This is a genomic window from Pseudomonas sp. IPO3749 (assembly GCF_013386605.1).
GTDB lineage: Bacteria > Pseudomonadota > Gammaproteobacteria > Pseudomonadales > Pseudomonadaceae > Aquipseudomonas > Aquipseudomonas azotoformans_A.
In genome coordinates, this window is record NZ_JACARN010000007.1 from 88,798 (window position 1) to 110,564 (window position 21,767).

Annotated in this window: 21 protein-coding genes; 11 read left to right on the top strand and 10 right to left on the bottom strand. The window is 60.9% G+C overall.

Annotated elements, in window-relative coordinates:
* Positions 1-15: 15 nt before the first annotated feature.
* From HX812_RS01955 to HX812_RS01965, 3 genes are read right to left on the bottom strand one after another with little or no spacing between them, the layout of a single operon-like run.
* Complete coding sequence (locus tag HX812_RS01955; RefSeq protein WP_038845193.1) at positions 16-2,298, bottom strand: TonB-dependent receptor; 2,283 nt, start codon at positions 2,296-2,298, stop codon at positions 16-18.
* A 24-nt stretch (positions 2,299-2,322) separates the two neighbouring features.
* On the bottom strand, positions 2,323-3,051 hold the full coding sequence (locus HX812_RS01960; RefSeq protein ID WP_038845191.1) for an energy transducer TonB: 729 nt from the start codon (positions 3,049-3,051) through the stop codon (positions 2,323-2,325).
* Positions 3,052-3,053: 2 nt separating this feature from the next.
* Positions 3,054-3,461, bottom strand: a complete 408-nt coding sequence (locus HX812_RS01965; RefSeq protein WP_005786670.1) for a biopolymer transporter ExbD — start codon at positions 3,459-3,461, stop codon at positions 3,054-3,056.
* 190 nt (positions 3,462-3,651) lie between these two features.
* Here HX812_RS01965 and HX812_RS01970 point away from each other — a divergent pair, with 190 nt between their 5' ends.
* Both HX812_RS01970 and HX812_RS01975 read left to right on the top strand, forming a co-directional pair.
* A complete protein-coding gene (locus HX812_RS01970) occupies positions 3,652-4,206 on the top strand; it encodes a GNAT family N-acetyltransferase (protein ID WP_038845188.1) in 555 nt (184 codons plus the stop codon).
* Positions 4,203-5,777: an alkaline phosphatase gene (locus tag HX812_RS01975; RefSeq protein ID WP_038845187.1), complete on the top strand. Its 1,575-nt coding sequence runs from the start codon at positions 4,203-4,205 to the stop codon at positions 5,775-5,777. The genes HX812_RS01970 and HX812_RS01975 overlap by 4 nt, the downstream gene beginning before the upstream one ends.
* Here the strand turns inward: HX812_RS01975 and HX812_RS01980 are convergent.
* Positions 5,774-6,400 carry a serine-tRNA(Ala) deacylase AlaX gene (locus HX812_RS01980; protein ID WP_038845235.1) on the bottom strand — a complete coding sequence of 209 codons (627 nt, stop codon included), beginning with the start codon at positions 6,398-6,400 and terminating at the stop codon, positions 5,774-5,776. The genes HX812_RS01975 and HX812_RS01980 overlap by 4 nt on opposite strands.
* Before the next feature lie 89 nt (positions 6,401-6,489).
* Between HX812_RS01980 and HX812_RS01985 the strand changes: the two genes are divergently transcribed.
* Positions 6,490-7,440, top strand: a complete 951-nt coding sequence (locus HX812_RS01985; protein ID WP_038845185.1) for a LysR family transcriptional regulator — start codon at positions 6,490-6,492, stop codon at positions 7,438-7,440.
* Here HX812_RS01985 and HX812_RS01990 read toward each other — a convergent pair whose 3' ends face one another.
* On the bottom strand, positions 7,441-7,848 hold the full coding sequence (locus HX812_RS01990; RefSeq protein WP_016979513.1) for a PA2817 family protein: 408 nt from the start codon (positions 7,846-7,848) through the stop codon (positions 7,441-7,443).
* 75 nt (positions 7,849-7,923) lie between these two features.
* Positions 7,924-10,371 (bottom strand): acyl-CoA dehydrogenase, encoded by a 2,448-nt coding sequence (locus HX812_RS01995; RefSeq protein WP_038845183.1) that lies wholly within the window; start codon positions 10,369-10,371, stop codon positions 7,924-7,926.
* Between the two features lie 158 nt (positions 10,372-10,529).
* Here HX812_RS01995 and HX812_RS02000 point away from each other — a divergent pair, with 158 nt between their 5' ends.
* The 4 genes from HX812_RS02000 (at position 10,530) to HX812_RS02015 (ending at position 13,707) form a co-directional block, all read left to right on the top strand.
* A complete protein-coding gene (locus tag HX812_RS02000) occupies positions 10,530-11,189 on the top strand; it encodes a transglutaminase family protein (protein ID WP_038845182.1) in 660 nt (219 codons plus the stop codon).
* Positions 11,190-11,246: 57 nt separating this feature from the next.
* Positions 11,247-11,864: a glutathione S-transferase family protein gene (locus HX812_RS02005; RefSeq protein ID WP_038845233.1), complete on the top strand. Its 618-nt coding sequence runs from the start codon at positions 11,247-11,249 to the stop codon at positions 11,862-11,864.
* A gap of 134 nt (positions 11,865-11,998) precedes the next feature.
* A complete protein-coding gene (locus tag HX812_RS02010; RefSeq protein WP_017737219.1) occupies positions 11,999-12,931 on the top strand; it encodes an ABC transporter ATP-binding protein in 933 nt (310 codons plus the stop codon).
* Positions 12,928-13,707: an ABC transporter permease gene (locus tag HX812_RS02015; protein ID WP_012723134.1), complete on the top strand. Its 780-nt coding sequence runs from the start codon at positions 12,928-12,930 to the stop codon at positions 13,705-13,707. The genes HX812_RS02010 and HX812_RS02015 overlap by 4 nt, the downstream gene beginning before the upstream one ends.
* 133 nt (positions 13,708-13,840) lie before the next feature.
* Here HX812_RS02015 and HX812_RS02020 read toward each other — a convergent pair whose 3' ends face one another.
* The gene (locus HX812_RS02020) at positions 13,841-14,386 is read right to left on the bottom strand and encodes a TetR/AcrR family transcriptional regulator (RefSeq protein ID WP_038850243.1); all 546 of its coding nucleotides are present in this window, start codon (positions 14,384-14,386) and stop codon (positions 13,841-13,843) included.
* Positions 14,387-14,477: 91 nt separating this feature from the next.
* On the opposite strand from HX812_RS02020, the gene HX812_RS02025 reads away from it, so the two are divergent.
* The 4 genes from HX812_RS02025 (at position 14,478) to HX812_RS02040 (ending at position 19,226) form a co-directional block, all read left to right on the top strand.
* Positions 14,478-15,671, top strand: coding sequence for an MFS transporter (locus HX812_RS02025; RefSeq protein ID WP_038850244.1), 1,194 nt, complete (start codon positions 14,478-14,480; stop codon positions 15,669-15,671).
* A gap of 45 nt (positions 15,672-15,716) precedes the next feature.
* On the top strand, positions 15,717-16,028 hold the full coding sequence (locus HX812_RS02030; protein WP_038850245.1) for a cupin: 312 nt from the start codon (positions 15,717-15,719) through the stop codon (positions 16,026-16,028).
* A 107-nt stretch (positions 16,029-16,135) separates the two neighbouring features.
* A complete protein-coding gene (locus HX812_RS02035; RefSeq protein WP_038850246.1) occupies positions 16,136-17,284 on the top strand; it encodes a TDT family transporter in 1,149 nt (382 codons plus the stop codon).
* A 67-nt stretch (positions 17,285-17,351) separates the two neighbouring features.
* Positions 17,352-19,226 carry an MFS transporter gene (locus HX812_RS02040; RefSeq protein ID WP_038850247.1) on the top strand — a complete coding sequence of 625 codons (1,875 nt, stop codon included), beginning with the start codon at positions 17,352-17,354 and terminating at the stop codon, positions 19,224-19,226.
* A gap of 51 nt (positions 19,227-19,277) precedes the next feature.
* Here the strand turns inward: HX812_RS02040 and sugE are convergent, their stop codons facing one another.
* The 3 genes from sugE to rdgC all read right to left on the bottom strand — a co-directional run bounded on the left by sugE (position 19,278) and on the right by rdgC (position 21,743).
* Positions 19,278-19,592 (bottom strand): quaternary ammonium compound efflux SMR transporter SugE, encoded by a 315-nt coding sequence (gene sugE, locus HX812_RS02045; RefSeq protein ID WP_010211634.1) that lies wholly within the window; start codon positions 19,590-19,592, stop codon positions 19,278-19,280.
* Positions 19,593-19,697: 105 nt separating this feature from the next.
* On the bottom strand, positions 19,698-20,663 hold the full coding sequence (locus HX812_RS02050; RefSeq protein WP_038850248.1) for a bile acid:sodium symporter family protein: 966 nt from the start codon (positions 20,661-20,663) through the stop codon (positions 19,698-19,700).
* A 159-nt stretch (positions 20,664-20,822) separates the two neighbouring features.
* Positions 20,823-21,743 carry a recombination-associated protein RdgC gene (gene rdgC / locus HX812_RS02055; protein WP_038850240.1) on the bottom strand — a complete coding sequence of 307 codons (921 nt, stop codon included), beginning with the start codon at positions 21,741-21,743 and terminating at the stop codon, positions 20,823-20,825.
* Positions 21,744-21,767: the final 24 nt, after the last annotated feature.

A 21,767-nucleotide genomic window follows, 5' to 3' on the forward strand; every position in this document is an offset into this window, starting at 1 on the left:
TCATTTACCTCGCAATTAGAAGTTGGCTTCCAGGGAGACCGTCACGGTACGTTCCAGGCCTACGATGTAGGCCGGGTCGCCGTCGCGGAAACCGCTGTAGCTGGCCGCGTTGGTCTTGGTGGTGTACACCCCGTCCAGGTATTTCTTGTCGAACAGGTTGTCGACGTTCAGGCGCAGGGTGGCGTCCTTGACCACCTTCTTGTCCACCGGCAGGTAGATACCCGCGCCGGCGTTGAACACGGTGCGGCCGGAGATGGCCTCGTCATTGGTCAGGTCGCCGTAGAGCTTGCTGGTGTACTTGCCGCCGAAGGTGCCGTAGAAGCGGCCGTCGTCGTAGCCGATGTTGGCGGCCAGCATGTTTTTCGGCACGTTGGCGAACTGCTTGCCGCTGGTGGGCAACAGGATGGCTTGGCCGGCGTTGTACACGGTCAGGTCGTCTTGCTGCTCGGCCTTGGTGTAGGTGTAGGAGGTGTAGTAGTTGAAGTGATTGGGCAGCAGGCCGCTCCACTCCAGCTCCAGGCCGCTGTTGTTGACGGAGCCGGCGTTGATGTCGGCGAAGTCGCCGTTGATATCCCGCGACGACACTTGGCGATCCTTGAACTGCATGTAGAACAAGGTGGCGGCCACGGTCATGTCTTCATCGGTGTAGCGCCAGCCCAACTCATGGTTCCAGCTGGTTTCCGGCTTGGAGTCGATGGAGCCGACGCCCTTGTCGTACAGCACGTAGTTCTGCGGAATACGCATGTTGCGCGACAGGCTGTAGAACAACTGGTCGCGTTCATCCAGCTGGTATTTCAGGCCGGCGTTGGGCAGCAGCTTGTTGTAGGTCTGGTTACGTTTTTCCGGCTGCTCGGTGAGGCTGCCGTGGTTGGTGCCGTCACGCTTGACGTTCATGTAGGCCAGGCCGGCGATCAGGGTCCAGTCCGAGTTGATGTACCAGGTGTCCTGGGCCCAGACCTTCTGCGCCGGGGTGATGGTGAAGCGGTCGCGACCCTGGATGGTGTTGCCATTGGCATCGACCACCGCGTCGTTGGAATCCGGCCAGGTGTCGACGGGCTTGCCACTGGCCTTGAGCGGAATGAACGGCTGGGTCTGGCTTTGGCGTGCGCGCTCGTACCAGTAGCCGACTTGCAGGCTGTGATCGCCCAGGTCCCAGTTCAGTTTGGTGGTGATGCCCGGACGCCAGGTCTGGGTGCGCGAAGGGCGGTAGTACACGCCGTTGTTCGGGGTGCCGTCGGCGTTGTATTGGGCGCCGGTGGGCAGGTTGCCCAGGTCGAACACGCCGCCTTGGTTGGAGCCGCGGTTCAGCGCATAGCTGGACGAACCGACACCGCTGCCGTTACCCCAGTAGTAATACGGGATCACCGACAGCGCGAGGTTGTCTGCCAGTTTGAACTGGGTGTTGAGCACGGCGGTGAACGTCTGGAACGGGTTCTGCGCCAGGGCGTAGTAGCTGTTGTACTTGCCGTTGCTGCCCACGGTCGGCGTGGCCGGGTAGGGGTCGTACTTGCGACCGTTCTGCTGGTACTGGGCCTTGGTCAGTTGGCTGTAGCTGTTGTTGTCCTGCTCGTGGTACTTGAGGATCAGGTTGGCGGTGTTGCCATCGCCGGCGTCGAAGAAGCTGTTCCACTCGACTTTGTCCGCGCGCACGGCGCCCGAACCGCGCCACATCTGGCCTTCGGTGTGGGACGCCGACAACCAGTTGCTCAGGCCATTGATCTCGCCGGTGTTGAGGCGGGCAAAGGTCTTGCGCGTGGCGTTGCTGCCCATCACCTGTTTGACGAACGCCCCGGTTTCCTTGGTCGGGCGAATGGTCACGATGCCGATGTTGCCGCCGCTGGAGCCGATGTGCGGGCCGTCCGCCTCCGACGAGCCTTGGGTGACAAAGATCTGCTCGATGTTTTCCGGGTCGCCCAGCAGGTTGGAGTACAGCGCGTAGTTGCCGGAGTCGTTGATCGGCATGCCGTCCACCGACATGCCCACCTGGTCGGAGTTGAGCCCGCGCATGGTGAAGCGAAAGCCGGACAGGCCGGTGTTGTCTTCGCTGGAAATGTTCAAACCCGGCGTGTACTTGAGCTTGTCCACGGCGTTGCCGGTGGCGGTCTGTTTATCCAGCGCTTCCTTGGTCACGGTGGAGCGGCCCTTGATGCTTTCTTCTTGCACCATGTAGCCGCCACCTGCCGTGGCCTTGCCCTGAACCCCAATCGTCCCGACGTCGCTGTTGCTGGTGTCGGCCATGACCATTCCATGGCCCATGCTTGCGGCAACGAGTGCCAGATGAATCCGTGTGAACCTCATCTCTGTCGTCCTGGTGTCGGGTGCTTATTGCACGCTGTAGTTGAAGGTGGCGGTGAAGCGCTGCTCATTGCGGCCCCCGAAGGCTTGCTCGGGGAACGGCTTGACTTGCTTGATACGACGCAAGCTGTTGGTGGCGGCCCGGTTGAGCAACATGCTCGAGGCCTGGGTCTGCAAACCGGAGTCGAGAACCCGACCCTGGCGATCGACCAGCAACCAGACCACCACTTCGCCGGTGGGGCGTTCGAGGGAGGCCTGGCGTCCGGTGGGGTACTGCTTGTAGGTATCCAGCTCGTTGCGCAAACCCTTGAGGTAACCGCCTTCCAGCGCTTGGCCGTCGACCTTTGGCGGTGCTGGCGGCGCGGGTGTCGGCGCGGCCTGGGCCACGGGCGCCGGTGCCGGTTTGGCGGCGACCGGTGGGGGTGTCGGGGTGGGCGTTGGCTTGGCGACCACTGGCTTGGGCACAGGCTTTGGCTTGGGCTCAGGCTTGGGTTTCGGCAAGGGTTTAGGTGGCGGCGGTGGCGGGGCCGGCTCGGCCTCTTCATCCTCGATCACCGGCGGTGGCGGTTCTTGTTCCACCACCGGCTCGGGGATCACTTCCGGCTCTGGCTCGACCAGCGCCAACTCGACCGCCGACTCGTCATACACCGGCTCGACCTTCAAGGTCTGGGACTGGATACCCAGTGCAATCAGCACCAGGGCGATCAGGGCCGGGACACTGCCCAGCAGCTGACGCGCACGAAACAAGACGTACATGATCAGGACTTACGCGTGGCAATGGACACGGAGGTAAAGCCACCCAGACGCAGGGTGTCCATCACCTCCACCAGGCGCGAAACCTCCACGCCTTTGTCGCTGTTCACGATGATGGTCGACTTGGTGTCAGGCTTTTCGGCCGCCTTCAGCGCCGGCACCAGCGCATCGACTGTGAGGTCCTTGCCATCCAGTTGCAGTTGGCCTTCCAGGCCCAGGGTGAGGATGAATTTGTTCTGTGGTTTGAGCTGCTGCGAACTGCTGGCGCTGGGCAGTTGCGTCTTCATGCCGAGGGCCGGAATCACGTTCAGGCTCACGAGTACGAAAAACACCAGGAGGAACATCATCACGTCGATCATCGGGATCAGTTCGATGTGCGCCTTGCGTTTTTTCGGTTCGTCCCAGGTTCTCATTCCGCTACCCCGTTATTGAATTAGGGGCGACACGCTAACAACCAAAAATGACCGATTGGTTAACTTTAATTGACGTTTTGAGGGCTCTAGGACAAGTCTTTCAGACAATTCTCAAGAAATTTTTATGACGTAACAGAATTGACATGCGCCAGGGGCATTCTCAAAAACTTTACATCGAGGGCCCCTGGAAATGAGCCGTGAACTGCCACAGATATCCACGCCGCGACTGTTAATGCGCGCACTGGAAAACCACCAGGCCGAGACGTTGTGCACCCTCGCCAACGGCCCGAAAATTGCCGACAACACAGCGAGTATTCCTTCGCCCTACACCCTCGAAATCGCGCAGGATTTCATCGCTGGCATGCCTGAGAAATTTCGCTCGGCCCACTTGTTGAGCCTGGGCATGCATCGGCGTGACAGCGGCGAGTTGATCGGCATCGTCAGCCTGCGCGTCAAACCGGATCACCTCTACGGACACCTGGGCGGTTGGGTGGCGGCGGACGCACGCAACCAGGGCTACGCGGCAGAAGCGGCGCGTGCACTGATGGACTATGGCTTTGCCGAACTCGGCCTGCATCGCGTGGGCAGCCAGTGCTTCAGTCGCAACAAAGAGTCGGCACGGGTCATGGAGAAAATCGGCCTGCAGTACGAAGGTTGCCTGCGCGGGGCGTTCCTCAAGAACGGCGTGCATGAAGACATGCTGGTGTTCGCCACGCTGCGAGAGGATTGGGAGTTTCGGCTGTGAGTGGCGAGGTTGATCATGGCCGACGCCGGGTGCTTGCCGGGCTGGCGGTTGCCACCACGTTTTCGATCCTCAGTCCGTTTGCGCGCAGTGCCGGCGTGGATTATCCGTTCACCCTCGGCGTGGCTTCCGGGGACCCGTTGCCCGATGGGTTTGTGATCTGGACGCGCCTGGCGCCCTTGTTCAATGCCGTGGATGGCCGTGGCGGCTTGAGCCGTTCCGTGCCCGTGCGTTGGCGGGTCGCCAGCGATGCCGCGATGACCCGCGTGGTGCGCCAGGGCGAAGTCATGGCCAGCGAGCGCTGGGGCCATTCGGTGCATGTGGAAGTCGCGGGGTTGGAGGCGGGCCGACCGTATTGGTATCAGTTCGAAGGGCTGGGCGCGCAAAGCCCGGTGGGGCAGTCGCGCACGGCGCCTACGGTGCATGCCATGGCGTCGGCACGTCTGGGGTTTGTCTCGTGCTCCCACTGGGAACGCGGCTATTTCAGTGCCTATCGCCACCTGGCAGAGGAACAGCCCGACCTGGTGTTCTTTCTCGGCGACTACATCTACGACAGTTCCTACGCGGCGGATTCGGGCAAGATCATCCGCCCCCACGGCAGCGGCAATGCGGTAAGCCTGAGCGACTATCGCAACCGCTATGCCCTTTACAAAACCGATCCGGACCTACAGGCCCTGCACGCCGCTGCACCGAGCGTGGCGACCTGGGACGATCACGAAGTACAGAACGACTACGCCAACCGTTGGTCCCAGGACCCGAAGATTCCGATCGGGCAATTCCTGCAGCAGCGTGCGGCGGCCTACCAGGCTTACTACGAACATATGCCGCTGCGTGCCAGCAGTTTGCCGAAAGGGCCGGACATGCGTATTTACCGGCGCCTGGACTACGGCCGACTGGCCCGTTTCCACGTGCTGGACGGTCGGCAATACCGTTCCGAACAACCCTGCATTCCGGCGAATGGCAGCCACCAGGGACATATCGCCGATAACCTTTGTCACGACTTGCGTGACCCTGGCCGCACCATGCTGGGTTGGCAGCAAGAGGCCTGGTTGGACCAGGGGTTTGCCCAGTCGAAGGCGCAGTGGAACATCATCGCCCAGGACCTGCTGGTGGCACCGCTGACCCAGCGTGACCTGACCAACCACAAGCCGGGGCGTTGGACCGACGGGTGGGATGGCTACATGGCCAACCGTTCGCGGATGCTGGCGTCCATCGAGCGTAACCGAGTCAGCAACCCGGTGTTCTGGGGCGGTGATATCCATTCGTTCTGGGTGACGGACTTGCATGCCGATGCCAACAACCCGGATTCGCGGGTGGTAGCCACGGAATTCGTCGGTACGTCGGTGACGTCTGACGGACCGCCCTTTGATGCGTTCAGCAAGCTGTTGCCGCTCAACCCGCATGTGAAGTTTTTCGATAGCCGTCAGCGGGGATATGTGTCGGTGGAGGTGGAGGAGGGCAAGATGCTCACGAACCTGCGGGTGATTACCGACCCCCGCGACCCGATGGCCACGGTATCGACCCTCAAGTCGTTTGTGGTGGAACCGGGGCGGGCGGGGGCGAGTGAGGTTTAATCGAGTTCGTAGCGCACGGACAGCGCACCCTTTTTTTCTGAAAGGGTCAGGATGGTCACCTGGCCCAACTCACTCAGTGCCTGTACATGAGTACCGCCGCAGGCGTACGCGGGTAATTCACCAAAGCCGACTTCGCGGGTGCCGTCTTCCAGGTTCATGTGCCGTGGGTAATCCGCAGCGATCCATTGGTTGACCTGTTGCTGGATCGCCTCGGCGTCCATGGCTTGCGCCGCTTCGCCACGGATGAAGGTGATCTTGCCTTCGCCGGGCCAGTGATGGGCCTTGATCGGCATCCAACCCAAGGTCTCGCCCACGTTGCCGATCAAGTGCCCGGCGGAATGCAGTCGGGTGTTCAACATACGGCGCTGTTCATCGACCCTTGCGGTGATCGGACCCGGTTCCAATGGCCGGTCGACGTAGTGCACCACGCGGTCTGCTTCCTGGGTGGCGCGCAGCACAGTGGCTTCACCGAGCCAGCCGGTATCGAAAGGTTGCCCACCGCCCTGGGGGTGAAAAATCGTCGACTGCAGGATCACTGCAAACTGCTCCTCGTGGGGGGTGCAACTCAACACCTCCAGCTCGGCAGTCAGGTGGTCGTGGGTAAAAAACAGGCGCTCGGTCATCATCTACATCCGCATCAGGGTTCTGCGCGCAGTATAAATAGTGCGCGGATAGGTGATAATCCGCTCAATTATCAATGGACCTGTGCACCATGAGCATCAATCTTCCTTTGCCGCTGCTGGGCGAAATGGCGATTTTCGTCAAAGTGGTGGAAACCGGCAGCTTCTCCGAAGCCGCCCGGCAACTGGGGGCCTCGCCTTCCTCGGTGAGCCGCAGTATCTCGCGCCTGGAGAAGGCACTGGCGACGCGCTTGTTGCAACGCACCACACGCAAATTGCGCTTGAGCGAAGGCGGGGAAGAGGTATTCAAGCGCTGCCAGGAGATGGTCAGCGCGGCGCGCTCGGTGATGGAGATCAGTGGCCAGTTCACCCATGAAGCCGAAGGGTTGGTGCGGGTCAGCGTGCCCAAGGCGGTGGGGCGGTTTGTGGTGCACCCGCATATGCCGGAATTCCTGCGGCGTTACCCCAAGGTGGATGTGCAGTTGATCCTGGAGGACCGCCAGGTGGACATGATTGATGACAACGTCGACCTGAGTATCCGTATCACCGACAGCCCTCCGCCGGGGTTGGTGGGGCGGCAGTTATTGCCCATCGAGCATCTGTTGTGCGCGACGCCGCAGTACCTGGCTGAACACGGGACGCCGGCGCATCCCCATGACCTGCTGGCGCACAGTTGCATTTACTTGGGGGAAACGCCGGGCGATTCGCGCTGGAAATTCCGCCAGGCCGGCAAGGCGGTGACGGTGGCGGTGGCGGTGCGTGGGCGTTATGCGGCGAACCACACCGGGGTTCGGCTGGATGCGGTGTTGCAGCATGTGGGGATTGGCAGCTTGCCGTATTTCACGGCGCGCCATGCGTTGGAGGAGGGGCGGTTGGTGCAGGTGTTGCCAGCGTGGGACTTTATTGCGTCCTACCACGGCGAGGCGTGGTTGCTGCATTCGCCCACGCGGTACCTGCCGCCGAAGTTACGGGTGTTTATTGATTATCTGGTGGCGTGCATGGCGAAGGAGCCGACATTGCGTCGGCCCCTTCCTGGTCGCTGATCAGTGCTTGCTCTGGTCAACCGGCATGGCCAGCAGCTGCTTTTCCTGGTTCCAGTCGAACGGTTCGTCGTTCTGTTCGGCTTCGAAGCGACGTTCTTCCAGGGCCTGGTACAGGTCCAGTTCTTCGTCGGGCATGAAGTGCAGGCAGTCACCGCCAAAGAACCACAGCAGGTCGCGCGGCACCAGGTGGGCGATTTGCGGGTAGCGCAGGATGACCTGGCTCATCAGGTCCTGGCCCAGGTACTGGCTTTCGATCGGGTCGATAGGCAGTAGGGCGCGCAATTCGTCGAAGCGCTCCAGGAACAATGAATGGCTTTCCTCGGGCACCTGTTCGGCTTCGCCGACGGCAACCAGGATGCTGCGCAGGTGGTCGAGCAAGACGAGATGATCGGCAACGACGTTGGACACGAGATAAGTCCTCTAAAGCAAAAACGGGCGCGAGAGTATATAGCTCTCGCGCCCGTATTTATATGACCGCTCGACTCAGCGGACTTTACCCTCAGCCTGGGTCAGCTCTTCCTTGCTGAAATCATCCACGTCGATCACCTTGCGCCGCGCTGCTTCGGCATCACGCAGGGTTTGCGCCTCGGCCGGTTGCAAGACACCTGCGTGCAGCGCTGCGTCGATGGCATGCTGCCCGGCGGTCGGTTTGACCTGGCCGCTTTTGAGCGCGGTGTGCAGTTTTTTCTGCAACGGATGGCTGGCGCCGAGCAGGTCGTAGGCATGTTGCAAGGCGCCCACCGGATCTTCCGCCGATTGCGGGCGATAGCAGCCGGCCAGCAACTCTTCCAGGGTCGGGTCACCCTTGGCACGGCCGATCACCGCAGCCACTTCGGCATCCAGCGCATCCGACGGCCCGGTATGGCGACGGCCGAACGGGAACACGATCACCCGCAGCAGGCAGCCCAGTACCTTGTTCGGGAAGTTGCTCAGCAGTTCATCCAGCGCACGCTCCGATTCGCCCAGGCTTTCTTCCATGGCCCAGGCGAACAGGGGTTCCAGATGGTCCGGCGAATCCAGGTCGTGATAACGCTTGAGGGCAGCCGACGCCAGGTACATATGGCTCAATACATCACCCAGGCGTGCCGACAGGCGTTCGCGACGCTTCAACTCGCCACCCAGCAACATCATGCTCAGGTCAGCCAGCAGCGCGAACGCGGCGGCCTGGCGGTTGAGTGCGCGGAAATAACCCTGGCTCAACCGGTTGCCTGGGGCCTTCTCGAAATGACCGACGCCGAGGTTCAGCACCAGGGTGCTGGCGGCGTTGCTCACAGCGAAACCGATGTGTTGCATCAGCAGCCCGTCGAACTCCTTCAGCGCCTGGTCATGGTCTTCGCGACCGGCCAGGGCCATTTCCTTGAGTACGAACGGATGGCAGCGGATCGCGCCCTGGCCGAAGATCATCAGGTTGCGCGACAGGATGTTCGCGCCTTCGACCGTGATGAAGATCGGCGCACCTTGCCAGTTGCGACCCAGGTAGTTGTTCGGGCCCATGATGATGCCCTTGCCGCCGTGCACGTCCATGGCGTGGCTGATGCACTCGCGACCACGTTCGGTAAGGTGGTACTTGAGGATCGCCGACAGTACCGAGGGTTTTTCTCCCAGGTCCACGGCGTTGGCGGTGAGCATGCGTGCGCTGTCCATCAGCCAGGCGTTGCCGCCGATGCGCGCCAAGGCTTCCTGAATGCCCTCGAAGGCCGACAGCGGCACATTGAATTGTTCGCGCACCTGGGCGTATTGGCCGGTCACCAGGCTGGTGAACTTGGCCGCGCCAGTGCCGACCGCAGGCAGGGAGATCGAACGGCCCACGGAGAGGCAGTTCATCAACATCATCCAGCCTTTACCGAGCATTTCCTGGCCGCCGATCAGGAACTCAAGCGGGATGAAGACATCCTTGCCGGAGTTGGGGCCGTTCATGAAAGCGGCGCCCAAAGGCAGGTGACGACGGCCGATTTCTACGCCGGGGGTGTCGGTGGGGATCAGCGCCAGGCTAATGCCCAGGTCTTCCTCTTCACCCAGCAGGTGGTCCGGGTCATGGGCCTTGAAGGCCAGGCCGAGCAGGGTCGCGACCGGGCCGAGGGTGATGTAGCGTTTTTCCCAGTTCAGGCGCAGGCCGAGGGTTTCCTTGCCTTCCCATTCACCTTTGCAGATCACGCCGGTGTCGGGCATGGCGCCTGCATCGGAGCCGGCCAATGGGCCCGTCAATGCGAAGCAGGGGATGTCATCGCCACGGGCCAGGCGCGGCAGGTAGTGGTTGCGTTGTTCTTCGGTGCCGTAGTGCAGCAGCAGTTCGGCGGGGCCGAGGGAATTGGGCACCATCACGGTGGAGGCCAGGTCACCGCTGCGGGTGGCGAGTTTCATCGCGACCTGGGAATGCGCATAGGCAGAGAAGCCTTTGCCGCCATATTCCTTGGGGATGATCAGGGCGAAGAAGCCATGGGTCTTGATGTGCTCCCAGGCCGCGGGCGGCAGGTCCATGGCCTGGCCGATTTCCCAATCGCTGACCATGGCGCACAGTTCTTCAGTCGGACCGTCGATAAACGCCTGTTCTTCTTCGGTCAGTTGCACCTTGGGGTAGGCCAGCAACTTATCCCAGTCTGGGCGACCGCTGAAGAGTTCGCCGTCCCACCACACGGTGCCGGCGTCGATGGCGTCGCGCTCGGTCTCGGACATTGGCGGCAGGACTTTCTGGAACCAGCTGAACAGTGGCTTGGTGAAGTATTGGCGGCGCAGGTCGGGCAGCAGCAGGGGCGCGGCCACCACGGCGATCAACACCCAGAAGATCAGCAGCAGCCAACCCGGTGCGTGGCTCCAGGCGCCCATCGCCAGCAGGTAGACGGCAACCACGCCCAGGGCGGGCAGGGGCGCGACGCGGCGGTGTGCGAGGTAGGCAATGCCGACCACCAGCACCAGTATCCACAACAACAGCATATTCAATCCTCCGTGAAACCAGGGGCGAAACCACCAGGGAGCTTAGTCGGCATCCGAACAAGCGGGGTGATCAGGGTGTAACGAGATTTGGCCGATTCGTCGTTATCTCCCCGGCAGGCCTGTGGTTAGACTCCAGGCTTCCTTCGGAGATAAAGCTCATGGATACCTACCTGAGTCCCAGCCGCTTCATCGATAGTGACCACCCTGCGGTGGTGGAGTTCGCCGAAAAACACCGTGGAACCCGTACGGATTTTAGTGACCAGGCAGTCAGCCTCTACTACGCCGTACGTGAGGCGATTCGCTATAACCCCTACACCTTCAGCCGCGACCCAGACACATTAAGTGCCAGCTTCGCCCTGGCCGCCGGCGAAAGCTATTGCGTGCCCAAGGCCACGTTACTTGCCGCCTGCGCCCGCCATTGCGGGATCCCGGCGCGCATCGGCCTGGCGGATGTGCGCAATCATTTGTCGACGCCGCGCCTGATCGCCTTGCTCAAGAGTGATGTGTTTGCCATGCACGGCTATACCGAGCTTTACCTGAATGATCGCTGGGTCAAGGCCACGCCCGCGTTCAACCAACAACTGTGTGATGTATTCGATGTTCCGCCGCTGGAGTTCGACGGCCTCCACGACAGCGTCTTCCACGCGTTTAACCGTCAAGGCCTGCGTTCGATGGAATACGTGGTCGACCACGGGCAATTTCCTGACGTGCCCGAGGCCTTTTTCTTCGCTCATATCCAGCAGTGTTACCCGCATCTGTTCACCGAGGACCAGCCGCCGTTACTCGGCGACATGCAGAGCGATTTGAGCCGCGCGTGAACCGGCGTATGCTGCTGCCTTCATCCAGCCATGTTCATCCACAAGAAAGGCGCGGTCATGCTGAAAATCTGGGGTCGTAAAAATTCATCAAACGTCAGGAAGGCACTGTGGTGCGCCGAGGAACTCGGCCTGGACTATGAAGCAATTGATGCGGGCGGGGCTTTTGGTGTGGTCGACACGCCGCAATATCGGGCATTGAACCCCAACGGCCGGGTGCCGATGATCGAAGACGGCGACTTCGTGCTGTGGGAGTCCAATACCATCGTGCGTTACCTCTGCGCCAAGCAGGCCTCCAACTGGTATCCGACAGAAGTGAAAGCCCGGGCCAACGCGGAAAAGTGGATGGATTGGACCACCTCCACTTTTGCCGAACCGTTCAAGATTGTGTTCTGGGGCGTGCTGCGCACCCCAGCGGACAAACAGAACTGGGACAACATCCACGCCGGTCGCCAGGCCTGTATCGATGTGCTCAAAACCGTTGATGAAGCGCTGGCTACACAGCCGTATCTGTCGGGCAACGAGATCGGCATGGGCGATATTCCCCTGGGCAGCTTTATCTACGCCTGGTTCGAAATGCCCATCGAACGGCCTGCGATGCCCAATCTAGAGGCTTGGTATGCGCGCCTGCAACAACGTCCGGCCTACCGCAAAGCGGTCATGACTGCGTTGACTTAATACCCACTATTAATACGGGTGACTGTACTTGTGCGGCGCGGGCAAGCACCATGCTTGTCATGCGCCGCCGTTGAACTACCTGGGCTGCGCCCTCATCTACTCTTTCTATTCCCTTCTTTGGTGCGTAATCCGATATGAGTTCCGCTCTGTCCATCCGGCAGCTAACCAAAACCTACGGCAACGGTTTCCAGGCCCTGAGTGGTATCGATCTGGACGTTGCCGAAGGTGACTTCTTCGCCTTGCTCGGCCCCAACGGTGCCGGCAAATCCACCACCATCGGTATCCTCTCGACCCTGGTCAACAAGACCAGCGGCACGGTGAATATCTTTGGCCATGACCTGGACAAATCCCCGGCGGCGCTCAAGCGTTCCATCGGCGTGGTGCCCCAGGAATTCAACTTCAACCAGTTTGAAAAGACCTTCGACATCGTCGTGACCCAGGCCGGTTATTACGGCATCCCGGCGAAGATCGCCAAGGAACGCGCCGAGCAGTACCTGACCCAACTGGGCCTGTGGGACAAGCGCGACGTGCCTTCGCGTTCGCTGTCCGGCGGCATGAAGCGGCGCCTGATGATCGCCCGCGCATTGGTGCATGAGCCGCGCCTGCTGATCCTCGACGAGCCCACTGCCGGCGTGGACATCGAACTGCGTCGCTCGATGTGGACCTTTCTCACCGAGCTGAACGAGAAGGGCATCACCATCATCCTCACCACCCACTACCTGGAAGAGGCTGAGCAGCTGTGCCGCAACATCGGCATCATCGACCACGGCACCATTGTCGAGAACACCAGCATGCGTAACCTGCTGGGCCAGTTGCATGTGGAAACCTTCTTGCTCGACCTGAAAAACAACCTGTCGGCGCCGCCGCAACTGCTCGGTTACCCGAGTCGCCTGGTGGACAGCCATACCCTGGAAGTGCAGGTGGACAAGGCCATGGGCATCACCGCGCTGTTCACGCAGTTGGCGACCCAGAACATCGAAGTGCTGAGCCTGCGTAACAAAACCAATCGCCTTGAGGAGTTGTTCGTGTCCCTGGTGGAGAAAAATCTGGCGAAGGTGGCGGTATGAGTTCCGAACTGCAACCCAACCTCGTCGCGCTTCAAACCATCGTCTATCGCGAAGTGAAGCGCTTTACCCGGATCTGGCCGCAGACCCTGCTGCCGCCGGCGATCACCATGGTCCTGTACTTCGTGATCTTCGGTAACCTGATTGGCCGTCAGATTGGCGACATGGGTGGCTTCACCTACATGGAGTACATCGTGCCGGGGCTGATCATGATGTCGGTGATCACCAACTCCTATGGCAACGTGGTTTCCAGTTTTTTCGGCAGCAAGTTCCAGCGCTCCATCGAAGAACTGATGGTGTCGCCGGTGTCGCCGCATACCATCCTGATCGGCTACACCTTGGGTGGTGTGCTGCGTGGCTTGATGGTGGGCGTGATCGTGACCCTGCTCTCGCTGTTCTTCACCCACCTGCAGGTGCATCACCTCGGGGTCACCATTCTGGTGGTGGTTCTGACGGCGACGATCTTCTCGCTGCTGGGCTTCATCAACGCCGTGTTTGCGCGCAACTTCGATGATATTTCGATCATTCCGACCTTCGTGCTCACGCCGCTGACCTACTTGGGCGGGGTGTTCTACTCCATTACCCTGCTGCCGCCGTTCTGGCAGACCGTGTCGCTGGCCAACCCGGTGCTGCACATGGTCAACGCCTTCCGCTACGGCATTCTGGGGGTGTCGGACATCAAGATCAGCGTGGCAATCACCTTCATGCTGGTGGCGACTGTGGTGCTGTATATCGGCTGCGCGAAGCTGCTGGTGAGTGGGCGCGGGATGCGCACCTAACGCATTGCATGCACGCTGTATAAATGTGGGAGCGGGCTTGCTCGCGAATGCTGGGTGTCAGTCACCGGAAATATTGACTGAACCACCGCATTCGCGAGCAAGCCCGCTCCCACATTCGGTTTTGTGCAGGGTTTTAGATTTTCAGGGCCAGATCGATCAGCTCATGCAGCTCTTCAACCGGCAACGGTGCGCTGGAAAACAGGCTGCGATACACCGTGGGGGCCGCGATCAGGTTCAGCAGGCGATCCAGGCTTGGCAACACCTCGACGCTGCCCTGATAGCGGTCGAGGATGACCTGCAACTGGCCCATCAGGATGTGGCTGCAATAGTCCCTGGGATGACTGCACTGCACGTCGCGCATCATGTTGCGGCCCAGGTCGGAGCTCATTTCATCCAGGTATTGTTCGCCCCAGGCGCGCAGGTCACCGCGTAGGCTGCCGGTGTTGGCCGGCTCGCTGTCCGGGCGCAGGCGCTCCAACGCTACATCGGCGAGCAGCGCCGCGAGGTCGCCCCAGCGTCGGTAGATGGTGGAGGGCGTAACGCCCGCGCGTGCAGCAATCATCGGCACGGTCACGCTGGAGCGCTCATGGGCTTCCAGCAGTTCGCGCGCGGCGTTATGCACTGATTCTTGGACCCGGGCACTGCGGCCTCCCGGGCGAAGGCCTTCTTTGATCGCCATGCACAAAACCTTAACACAAAGAATTTGCTTTAAGCGCTTTCCAGTAGCACACTCGGCAAAAGCAAAATATTAGCTTTAGCGGAGCGTGCCCATGTCCAGTAATCCTTCACACCGTGCCAACCTGGCCTTCCTGGTGATCACGGTGTTGACCTTCCTCGCCGCGTCCAGCGCGCCGACGCCGCTGTATCAGGTGTATCAGGACAATCTGCACTTTTCGGCGGCAATGCTCACGGTGATCTTTGGCGTATACGCCGTGAGTTTGCTGGTAGCGCTGCTGACCGTCGGCTCGCTGTCGGATCACCTGGGGCGCAAGCCAGTAATCTTCACGGCATTGCTGCTGAACATTCTGGCGATGCTGTTGTTTATCGACGCCGACAGCACCGCGTACCTCATCGCCGCCCGCGCATTGCAAGGCTTTGCGACCGGCATGGCCACGGCGGTGCTGAGCGCGACGCTGCTCGATACCGATCGCCTGCGCGGCCCGATGCTCAATAGCCTGGCGCCTTTGTTGGGCATGGCCAGTGGCGGCCTGGGCAGTGGTTTGCTGGTGGAATACGCGCCCCGGCCAACCCAGCTGATTTATCTGACGATGCTCGCCTTGATGGTGGCGCAGGCGCTGTATGTGTGGCGTTTGCCGGAAACGGTCAGCCGGATTCCGGGTGCCTTGAAATCCCTGGCGCCGACCCTGCATGTGCCCGAACAGGCGCGCCGGGCCCTGTGGCTGGCGATGCCGCTGAATGTGGCGGTGTGGGCACTCGGCGGATTCTTTTCCTCCCTGGCACCTTCGCTGGTGCGGGCGGCGACCGGCTCGACCTCGCACCTGATCGGCGGCGGGTTGGTGGCCGTGGTCACCTTGAGCGGTGCGGTGATGATCTACAGCCTGCGGGATCGCCCGGCGGACAAGGTCATGCGTCTGTCGGCCGTGCTGTTGGCGGTGGGCGTGGCCTTGCTGTTGGTGGCGGTGCAGAGCGCGAGCCTGACGCTGTTTTTTGTCGCCAGTGTGATCGCGGGCTTCGGCTTTGGCGGCGGATTCATGGGCAGTGTCCGCAGCATTGTGGGCCTGGCGTTGCCTCACGAACGGGCCGGATTGATGTCGGCTTTCTACGTGCTGAGCTACCTGGCGTTCTGCTTGCCGGCGCTGCTGGCGGGTAACTTGAGCCACGTGTATGGCCTGATCGTGACCACGGATGGCTACGGCGCGGTGCTGATCCTGTTGGCCCTGGGGGCGCTGGTCGGTCTGCTGATGCAGGATTCGGCACGGGCCAGGGCGACGACGGGCGGCTGATGGGTAATAATCGTTGCCTCGTATTCGCCTGACCGAGAGGCAAGCATGAAGATCATCCGTAGCAAGGACTTCACCGGCAGCCGTGCTTGGGAGGCGCTGGATATCGCCAACATGAACGGCATCACCACGCGCCTGCACTGGACCGACCAGCCGTACCGCTGGCACATCAATGACGGTGAAGAAGTGTTTGTGGTGCTGGATGGCCGGGTGCAGATGCACTATCGCGACAATGGCTTCGAACAGGTGGCGGAACTGTGCGTCGGCGACATCTTCTACGCCAGTGTCGGCACCGAGCACGTGGCTCACCCTCAGGGCCCGGCGCGCATTCTGGTGATCGAAAGCGAAGGCAGCGTTTGACGCTATATTTGTAAAACAGATAACAGATAGAGATATTACCCGTTATATAGATATTCGATCGGGTTCTACCATGGTCTCAACCTCAAACGAGGAAGAGGATTGCCATCATGACCTGCTCGAACACCATCAGCTACAAACCCTTCAGTCACTTGACCCGTCCACGGGAAGTGATCCGCCAGTTCACCCCGAACTGGTTCGCCGCGACCATGGGCACCGGCGTGCTCGCGCTGGCGCTGGCGCAACTGCCGTTCAATTTACCTGGCTTGCACGCGATTGCCGAAGCACTGTGGCTCTTCACCATCGGCCTGTTTGTGCTGTTCAGCGGGTTGTACGCGGCCCGTTGGGTGATGTTTTTCCATGAGGCGCGGCGAATTTTCGGACACTCCACGGTGTCGATGTTCTTCGGCACGATTCCCATGGGGCTGGCGACGATTCTCAATGGCCTGCTGTTGTTCGGCCTGCCGCGTTGGGGCAGCGACGTGATCCCCCTGGCTGAAGCGCTGTGGTGGCTGGATGTGGCCATGGCCCTGGCCTGCGGTGTGCTGATCCCGTTCATGATGTTCACCCGCCAGGAACACAGCATCGACCAGATGACCGCCGTCTGGCTGTTGCCGGTGGTGGCTGCCGAAGTCGCCGCCGCTAGCGGTGGCCTGCTCGCACCACACCTGGCAGATGCCCATTCGCAACTGGTGATGCTGGTGACCAGCTACGTGCTGTGGGCGTTTTCCCTGCCGGTGGCGTTCAGCATCCTCACTATCCTGATGCTGCGCATGGCCCTGCATAAACTGCCTCATGCCAATATGGCCGCGTCGAGCTGGCTGGCGTTGGGCCCCATTGGCACCGGGGCGCTGGGCATGCTGTTGCTGGGGGGCGATGCGCCGGCCATTTTCGCGGCCAATGGTTTGCCAGGTGTCGGCGAAATGGCCAACGGCCTGGGGCTGGTGGCGGGCATTACCCTGTGGGGCTTCGGCCTGTGGTGGATGCTGATCGCGGTCTTGATCACCCTGCGTTACCTGCGCGCCGGCATCCCGTTCAACCTCGGCTGGTGGGGCTTTACCTTTCCACTGGGTGTGTACGCTCTGGCAACGCTTAAGCTGGCGAGCCTGTTGCACCTGGGTTTCTTCAGTGTTTTCGGCAGTGTGTTGGTGGCGGCATTGGCGCTGATGTGGCTGATCGTGGCCAAGCGCACGGTGCAGGGGGCTTATAAAGGTGAGCTTTTTGTTTCGCCTTGCATTGCGGGACTAGGGAATAAGTAAGCCGGATTAGGTAAAGTCGTGGCCTGAATGCTTTTACAAAAAAATAGGCCACGCAGGAACACGGACGATGAGCCACCCCTCGCAATTCACTTTGCTGCGCACACGGCGTTTCCTGCCGTTTTTCATCACCCAGTTGCTGGGCGCGTTCAACGACAACATCTTCAAGCAATCGCTGATCCTCGCCATTCTCTACAAGCTCACCATCGACGGTGACCGCTCGATCTGGGTCAACCTCTGCGCGTTGCTGTTTATCCTGCCGTTCTTCCTGTTCTCGGCCCTGGCCGGGCAGTTTGGCGAGAAATTCAACAAGGATGCGTTGATCCGCGCGATCAAAATCGGCGAGATCGTGATCATGGCCGTGGGCGCGACGGGCTTCCTCACCAATCACCTGGAACTGATGCTGCTGGCGCTGTTTGCCATGGGCACTCACTCGGCGCTGTTCGGGCCGGTGAAGTACTCGATCATGCCCCAGGCTTTGCACGAAGATGAGCTGGTGGGCGGCAACGGCCTGGTGGAGATGGGCACCTTCCTGGCGATCCTGGCCGGGACCATTGGTGCCGGGATCATGATGTCGTCTACCCATTACGCGCCAGTGGTGTCGGTGGCGATCGTCGGTGTGGCGGTGCTGGGTTACCTCGCCAGCCGCAGCATTCCGCGCGCGGCGGCGTCGACCCCTGGGTTGCGCCTGAACTGGAACATTTTCAGCGAATCCTGGGCCACCTTACGTCTGGGGCTGGGGCAGACGCCCGCCGTTTCGCGTTCCATCGTTGGTAACTCATGGTTCTGGTTTGTCGGTGCGATCTACCTGACGCAGATCCCGGCCTACGCCAAGGAATGGTTGTACGGCGACGAGACCGTGGTGACGCTGATCCTCACCGTGTTTTCGGTGGGCATCGCGCTCGGCTCGATGCTCTGCGAAAAACTCTCCGGGCGTAAGGTGGAAATCGGCCTGGTGCCGTTCGGTTCATTCGGCCTGACCGTGTTTGGCCTGCTGCTGTGGTGGCACTCCGGCGGCTTCCCGCAGAACGTGCAGGCCAACGACTGGCTCGCCGTGCTCAGCTATGGCCAGGCCTGGTGGGTGCTGTTGGATATCCTTGGCCTGGGCGTGTTTGGCGGCTTTTATATCGTGCCGCTGTACGCGCTGATTCAGTCGCGTACCGCCGAGAATGAGCGGGCGCGGGTGATTGCGGCCAACAACATCCTCAATGCACTGTTCATGGTGGTCTCGGCCATCGTGTCGATCCTGTTGCTCAGTGTCGCCAAGCTGTCGATCCCCGAGTTGTTCCTGGTGGTGTCGCTGCTCAACATCGCGGTCAACACCTACATCTTCAAGATCGTTCCCGAGTTCACCATGCGTTTCATGATCTGGCTGCTCAGCCATTCCATGTACCGCGTGGAGCACCGCAACCTGGAGGCGATCCCGGATGAAGGCGCGGCGTTGCTGGTGTGCAACCACGTGTCGTTTGTCGATGCGCTGCTGATTGGCGGCGCGGTGCGTCGGCCGATTCGCTTTGTCACGTACTACAAGATCTACCGTTTGCCGGTGCTGAACTTTATCTTCCGCACCGCCGGGGCGATTCCGATTGCCGGGCGTCATGAAGATATCCAGATCTATGAAAAGGCCTTCACGCGGATTGCGCAGTACCTGAAGGACGGTGAGTTGGTGTGCATCTTCCCCGAGGGCAAGCTGACCGCCGATGGCGAGATGAATGAGTTTCGCGGGGGCGTGACGCGGATTCTGGAAGAGACGGCGGTGCCGGTGATTCCCATGGCGTTGCAGGGGTTATGGGGGAGTTTCTTCAGCCGCGATCCGAAGAAGGGCTTGTTCCATCGCATCTGGTCGCGGGTGGTGTTGGTGGCGGGGGAGCCAGTAGGGGTAGAAGCTGCCACTCCCGCGCAGCTACAGGAAAAAGTCACCCAGCTACGCGGCACTGTTCTGTAGGCGCCCGGCTTGCCGGCGATGGCGATCTTCAGGCCGCCATCGCCGGCAGGGTTATGTGGAGATTTTCAGGCCAATAAGCCCACAAATGATCAGCGCCACACTCGCCAAGCGGAACAACGCCATGGACTCCCCAAACAGGATGATCCCGGCAATCACGGTGCCCACGGCGCCCACGCCGGTCCAGATGGCATAGGCCGTGCCCAGCGGCAGCTCCTTCATGGCCAGCCCCAGCAGGCCGAGGCTGACGGCCATGGCGGCAATCGTCAAAGCCGTGGGCAAAGGCTTGCTGAAACCATCGGTGTATTTGAGGCCGACGGCCCAGCCAACTTCAAACAGACCCGCAAAAAACAGAATGATCCAGGACATGATGACCTCCTAACGTTAGGTGGGGTCGTCCCCGGAATAGGCGCTTGAAGCGTCGCGGGGTCGTCCCCGCGCAGCTCGGTAGAGTGCCGAAAAGTGCTCGGCTGATCAAGTTTGCGGGGTGTTCTCCAGCACGCGGCGGTCTTCCTTTTCGCTCATGCGGCGGAAGTAGGTCGACAGCAACGCCCCGGAAATATTGTGCCAGACGCTGAACAGCGCACTCGGCACCGCCGCCAATGGCGAAAAGTGCGCGCTGGCCAAGGCGGCGCCCAGCCCGGAGTTCTGCATGCCCACTTCCAGCGCCAGCGACTTGCGCTGTGCCAATGGCAGCTTGAACACGCGGCCGGTGAAGTAACCCAGCAGGTAACCAAAGCTGTTGTGCAGCATCACCACCGCCATGATCAACAGGCCCGACTCGGCAATCTTCGCCTGGCTCGCCGCCACCACCGCGGCGACGATGATCACGATGCTCACCACTGACACCAGCGGCAATACATCCACCGCATGGCGCACCCGATCACCGAGCAGACGTTGCGCCAGTACGCCGAGCACGATCGGCAGCAGCACCACTTGCAGGATCGACCAGAACAACTCCATGAACGACACCGGCAGCCAGGCCGACGCCAGCAGCCAGATCAGCGCCGGGGTGAGCAGTGGGGCGAGGAGGGTGGTGACGGCGGCGATGGCCACCGACAGCGCCAGATCGCCACGGGCCAACCAGGTCATCACGTTGGATGAGGTGCCGCTTGGGCAGCAACCGACCAGGATCACGCCGACGGCGATCTCCGGCGGCAGGTGGAACGCCTGGCACAGCAACCACGCCACGCCCGGCATGATCACAAAGTGCGCGACCACGCCCAAGGCCACGCGCCATGGATGGCGGGCGACCTCGGCGAAGTCATCGAGTTTGAGGGTCAGCCCCATGCCGAACATCACCAGGCCCAGCAACGGGACGATGGCGCTTTTCAGACCGATGAACCAGTTGGGTTCGAGGAAAGCGACGACGGCGAAGAGCAATACCCAGTAGGCGAAGGTATTGCCGACGAAGCGGCTCAAGGCGGCGAGTGCGCGCATGGGGATGTCCTTTTATTAGAGAGGTAGTCGGAGTGGAAACCGGATCCAAATGTGGGAGCGGGCTTGCTCGCGAATGCGGTGGATCAGTCAACATATTCAGTGACTGGCACACCGCATTCGCGAGCAAGCCCGCTCCCACAGTTTGATCTTCACAAGGCGTTAAATGCCCTGTGGTGTCTCTTCACCGCCCAGTGCTTCAACCAGCGCCGGGATGAAATCGCCGAACGTCAGCATCATCAATGTGAAGCTTGCATCCAGTTGGCCCAGGGCCTCGTCGCCGCCGTCCTGTTCCGCCTGGTCTTGCAACAGGTCTTCGAACTTCAGGCGCTTGACGGTCATTTTGTCGTCAAGCATGAAGGACAGCTTGTCCTGCCAGGCCAGGGACAATTGGGTCACGACTTTGCCGGTGGTCAGGTGCAGTTGGATCTCTTGGCCGGTCAGGTCCTGGCGCTTGCAGCGCACGATGCCGCCGTCTTCGTGGGTGTCGCGCAACTCGCATTCGTCGAGGACGAAGAAGTCATCGGCCGGCTTCTGGGTAGTGACCCAGTCGGTCATGATTGCGGTTGGCGCAGTTTTTACCGTGAGTGGGCGAACCGGCAGGGTGCCGATCACTTCCCGCAGGGTCGACAGCAGGTCTTCAGCGCGTTTCGGGCTGGCCGAGTTGACCAGGATCAGGCCCTGTTTCGGCGCGATGGCGGCGAAGGTGGAGGAGCGACGGATAAAGGCGCGTGGCAGGAAGGCCTGGATGATTTCATCCTTGATCTGATCGCGTTCCTTTTTATAGACCTTGCGCATTTGCTCGGCCTCGATTTCTTCGACTTTCTCTTTCAGTGCGTCACGCACTACGCTGCCCGGCAGGATGCGTTCTTCCTTGCGCGCGGCAATCAGCAGGAAATCTCCGCTGACGTGAACCAGGGGAGCGTCTTCACCTTTACCAAAAGGCGCGACGAAACCGTAGGTAGTCAATTCCTGGCTCGCGCAAGGGCGCGCCAGTTTGGTGGCCATGGCCGCTTCCAACGCCTCGGCATCAACAGGCAGATCTTGGGTCAGGCGATAGATAAGCAGGTTCTTGAACCACATGGGGTGAGTCTCTCCTTTATACAA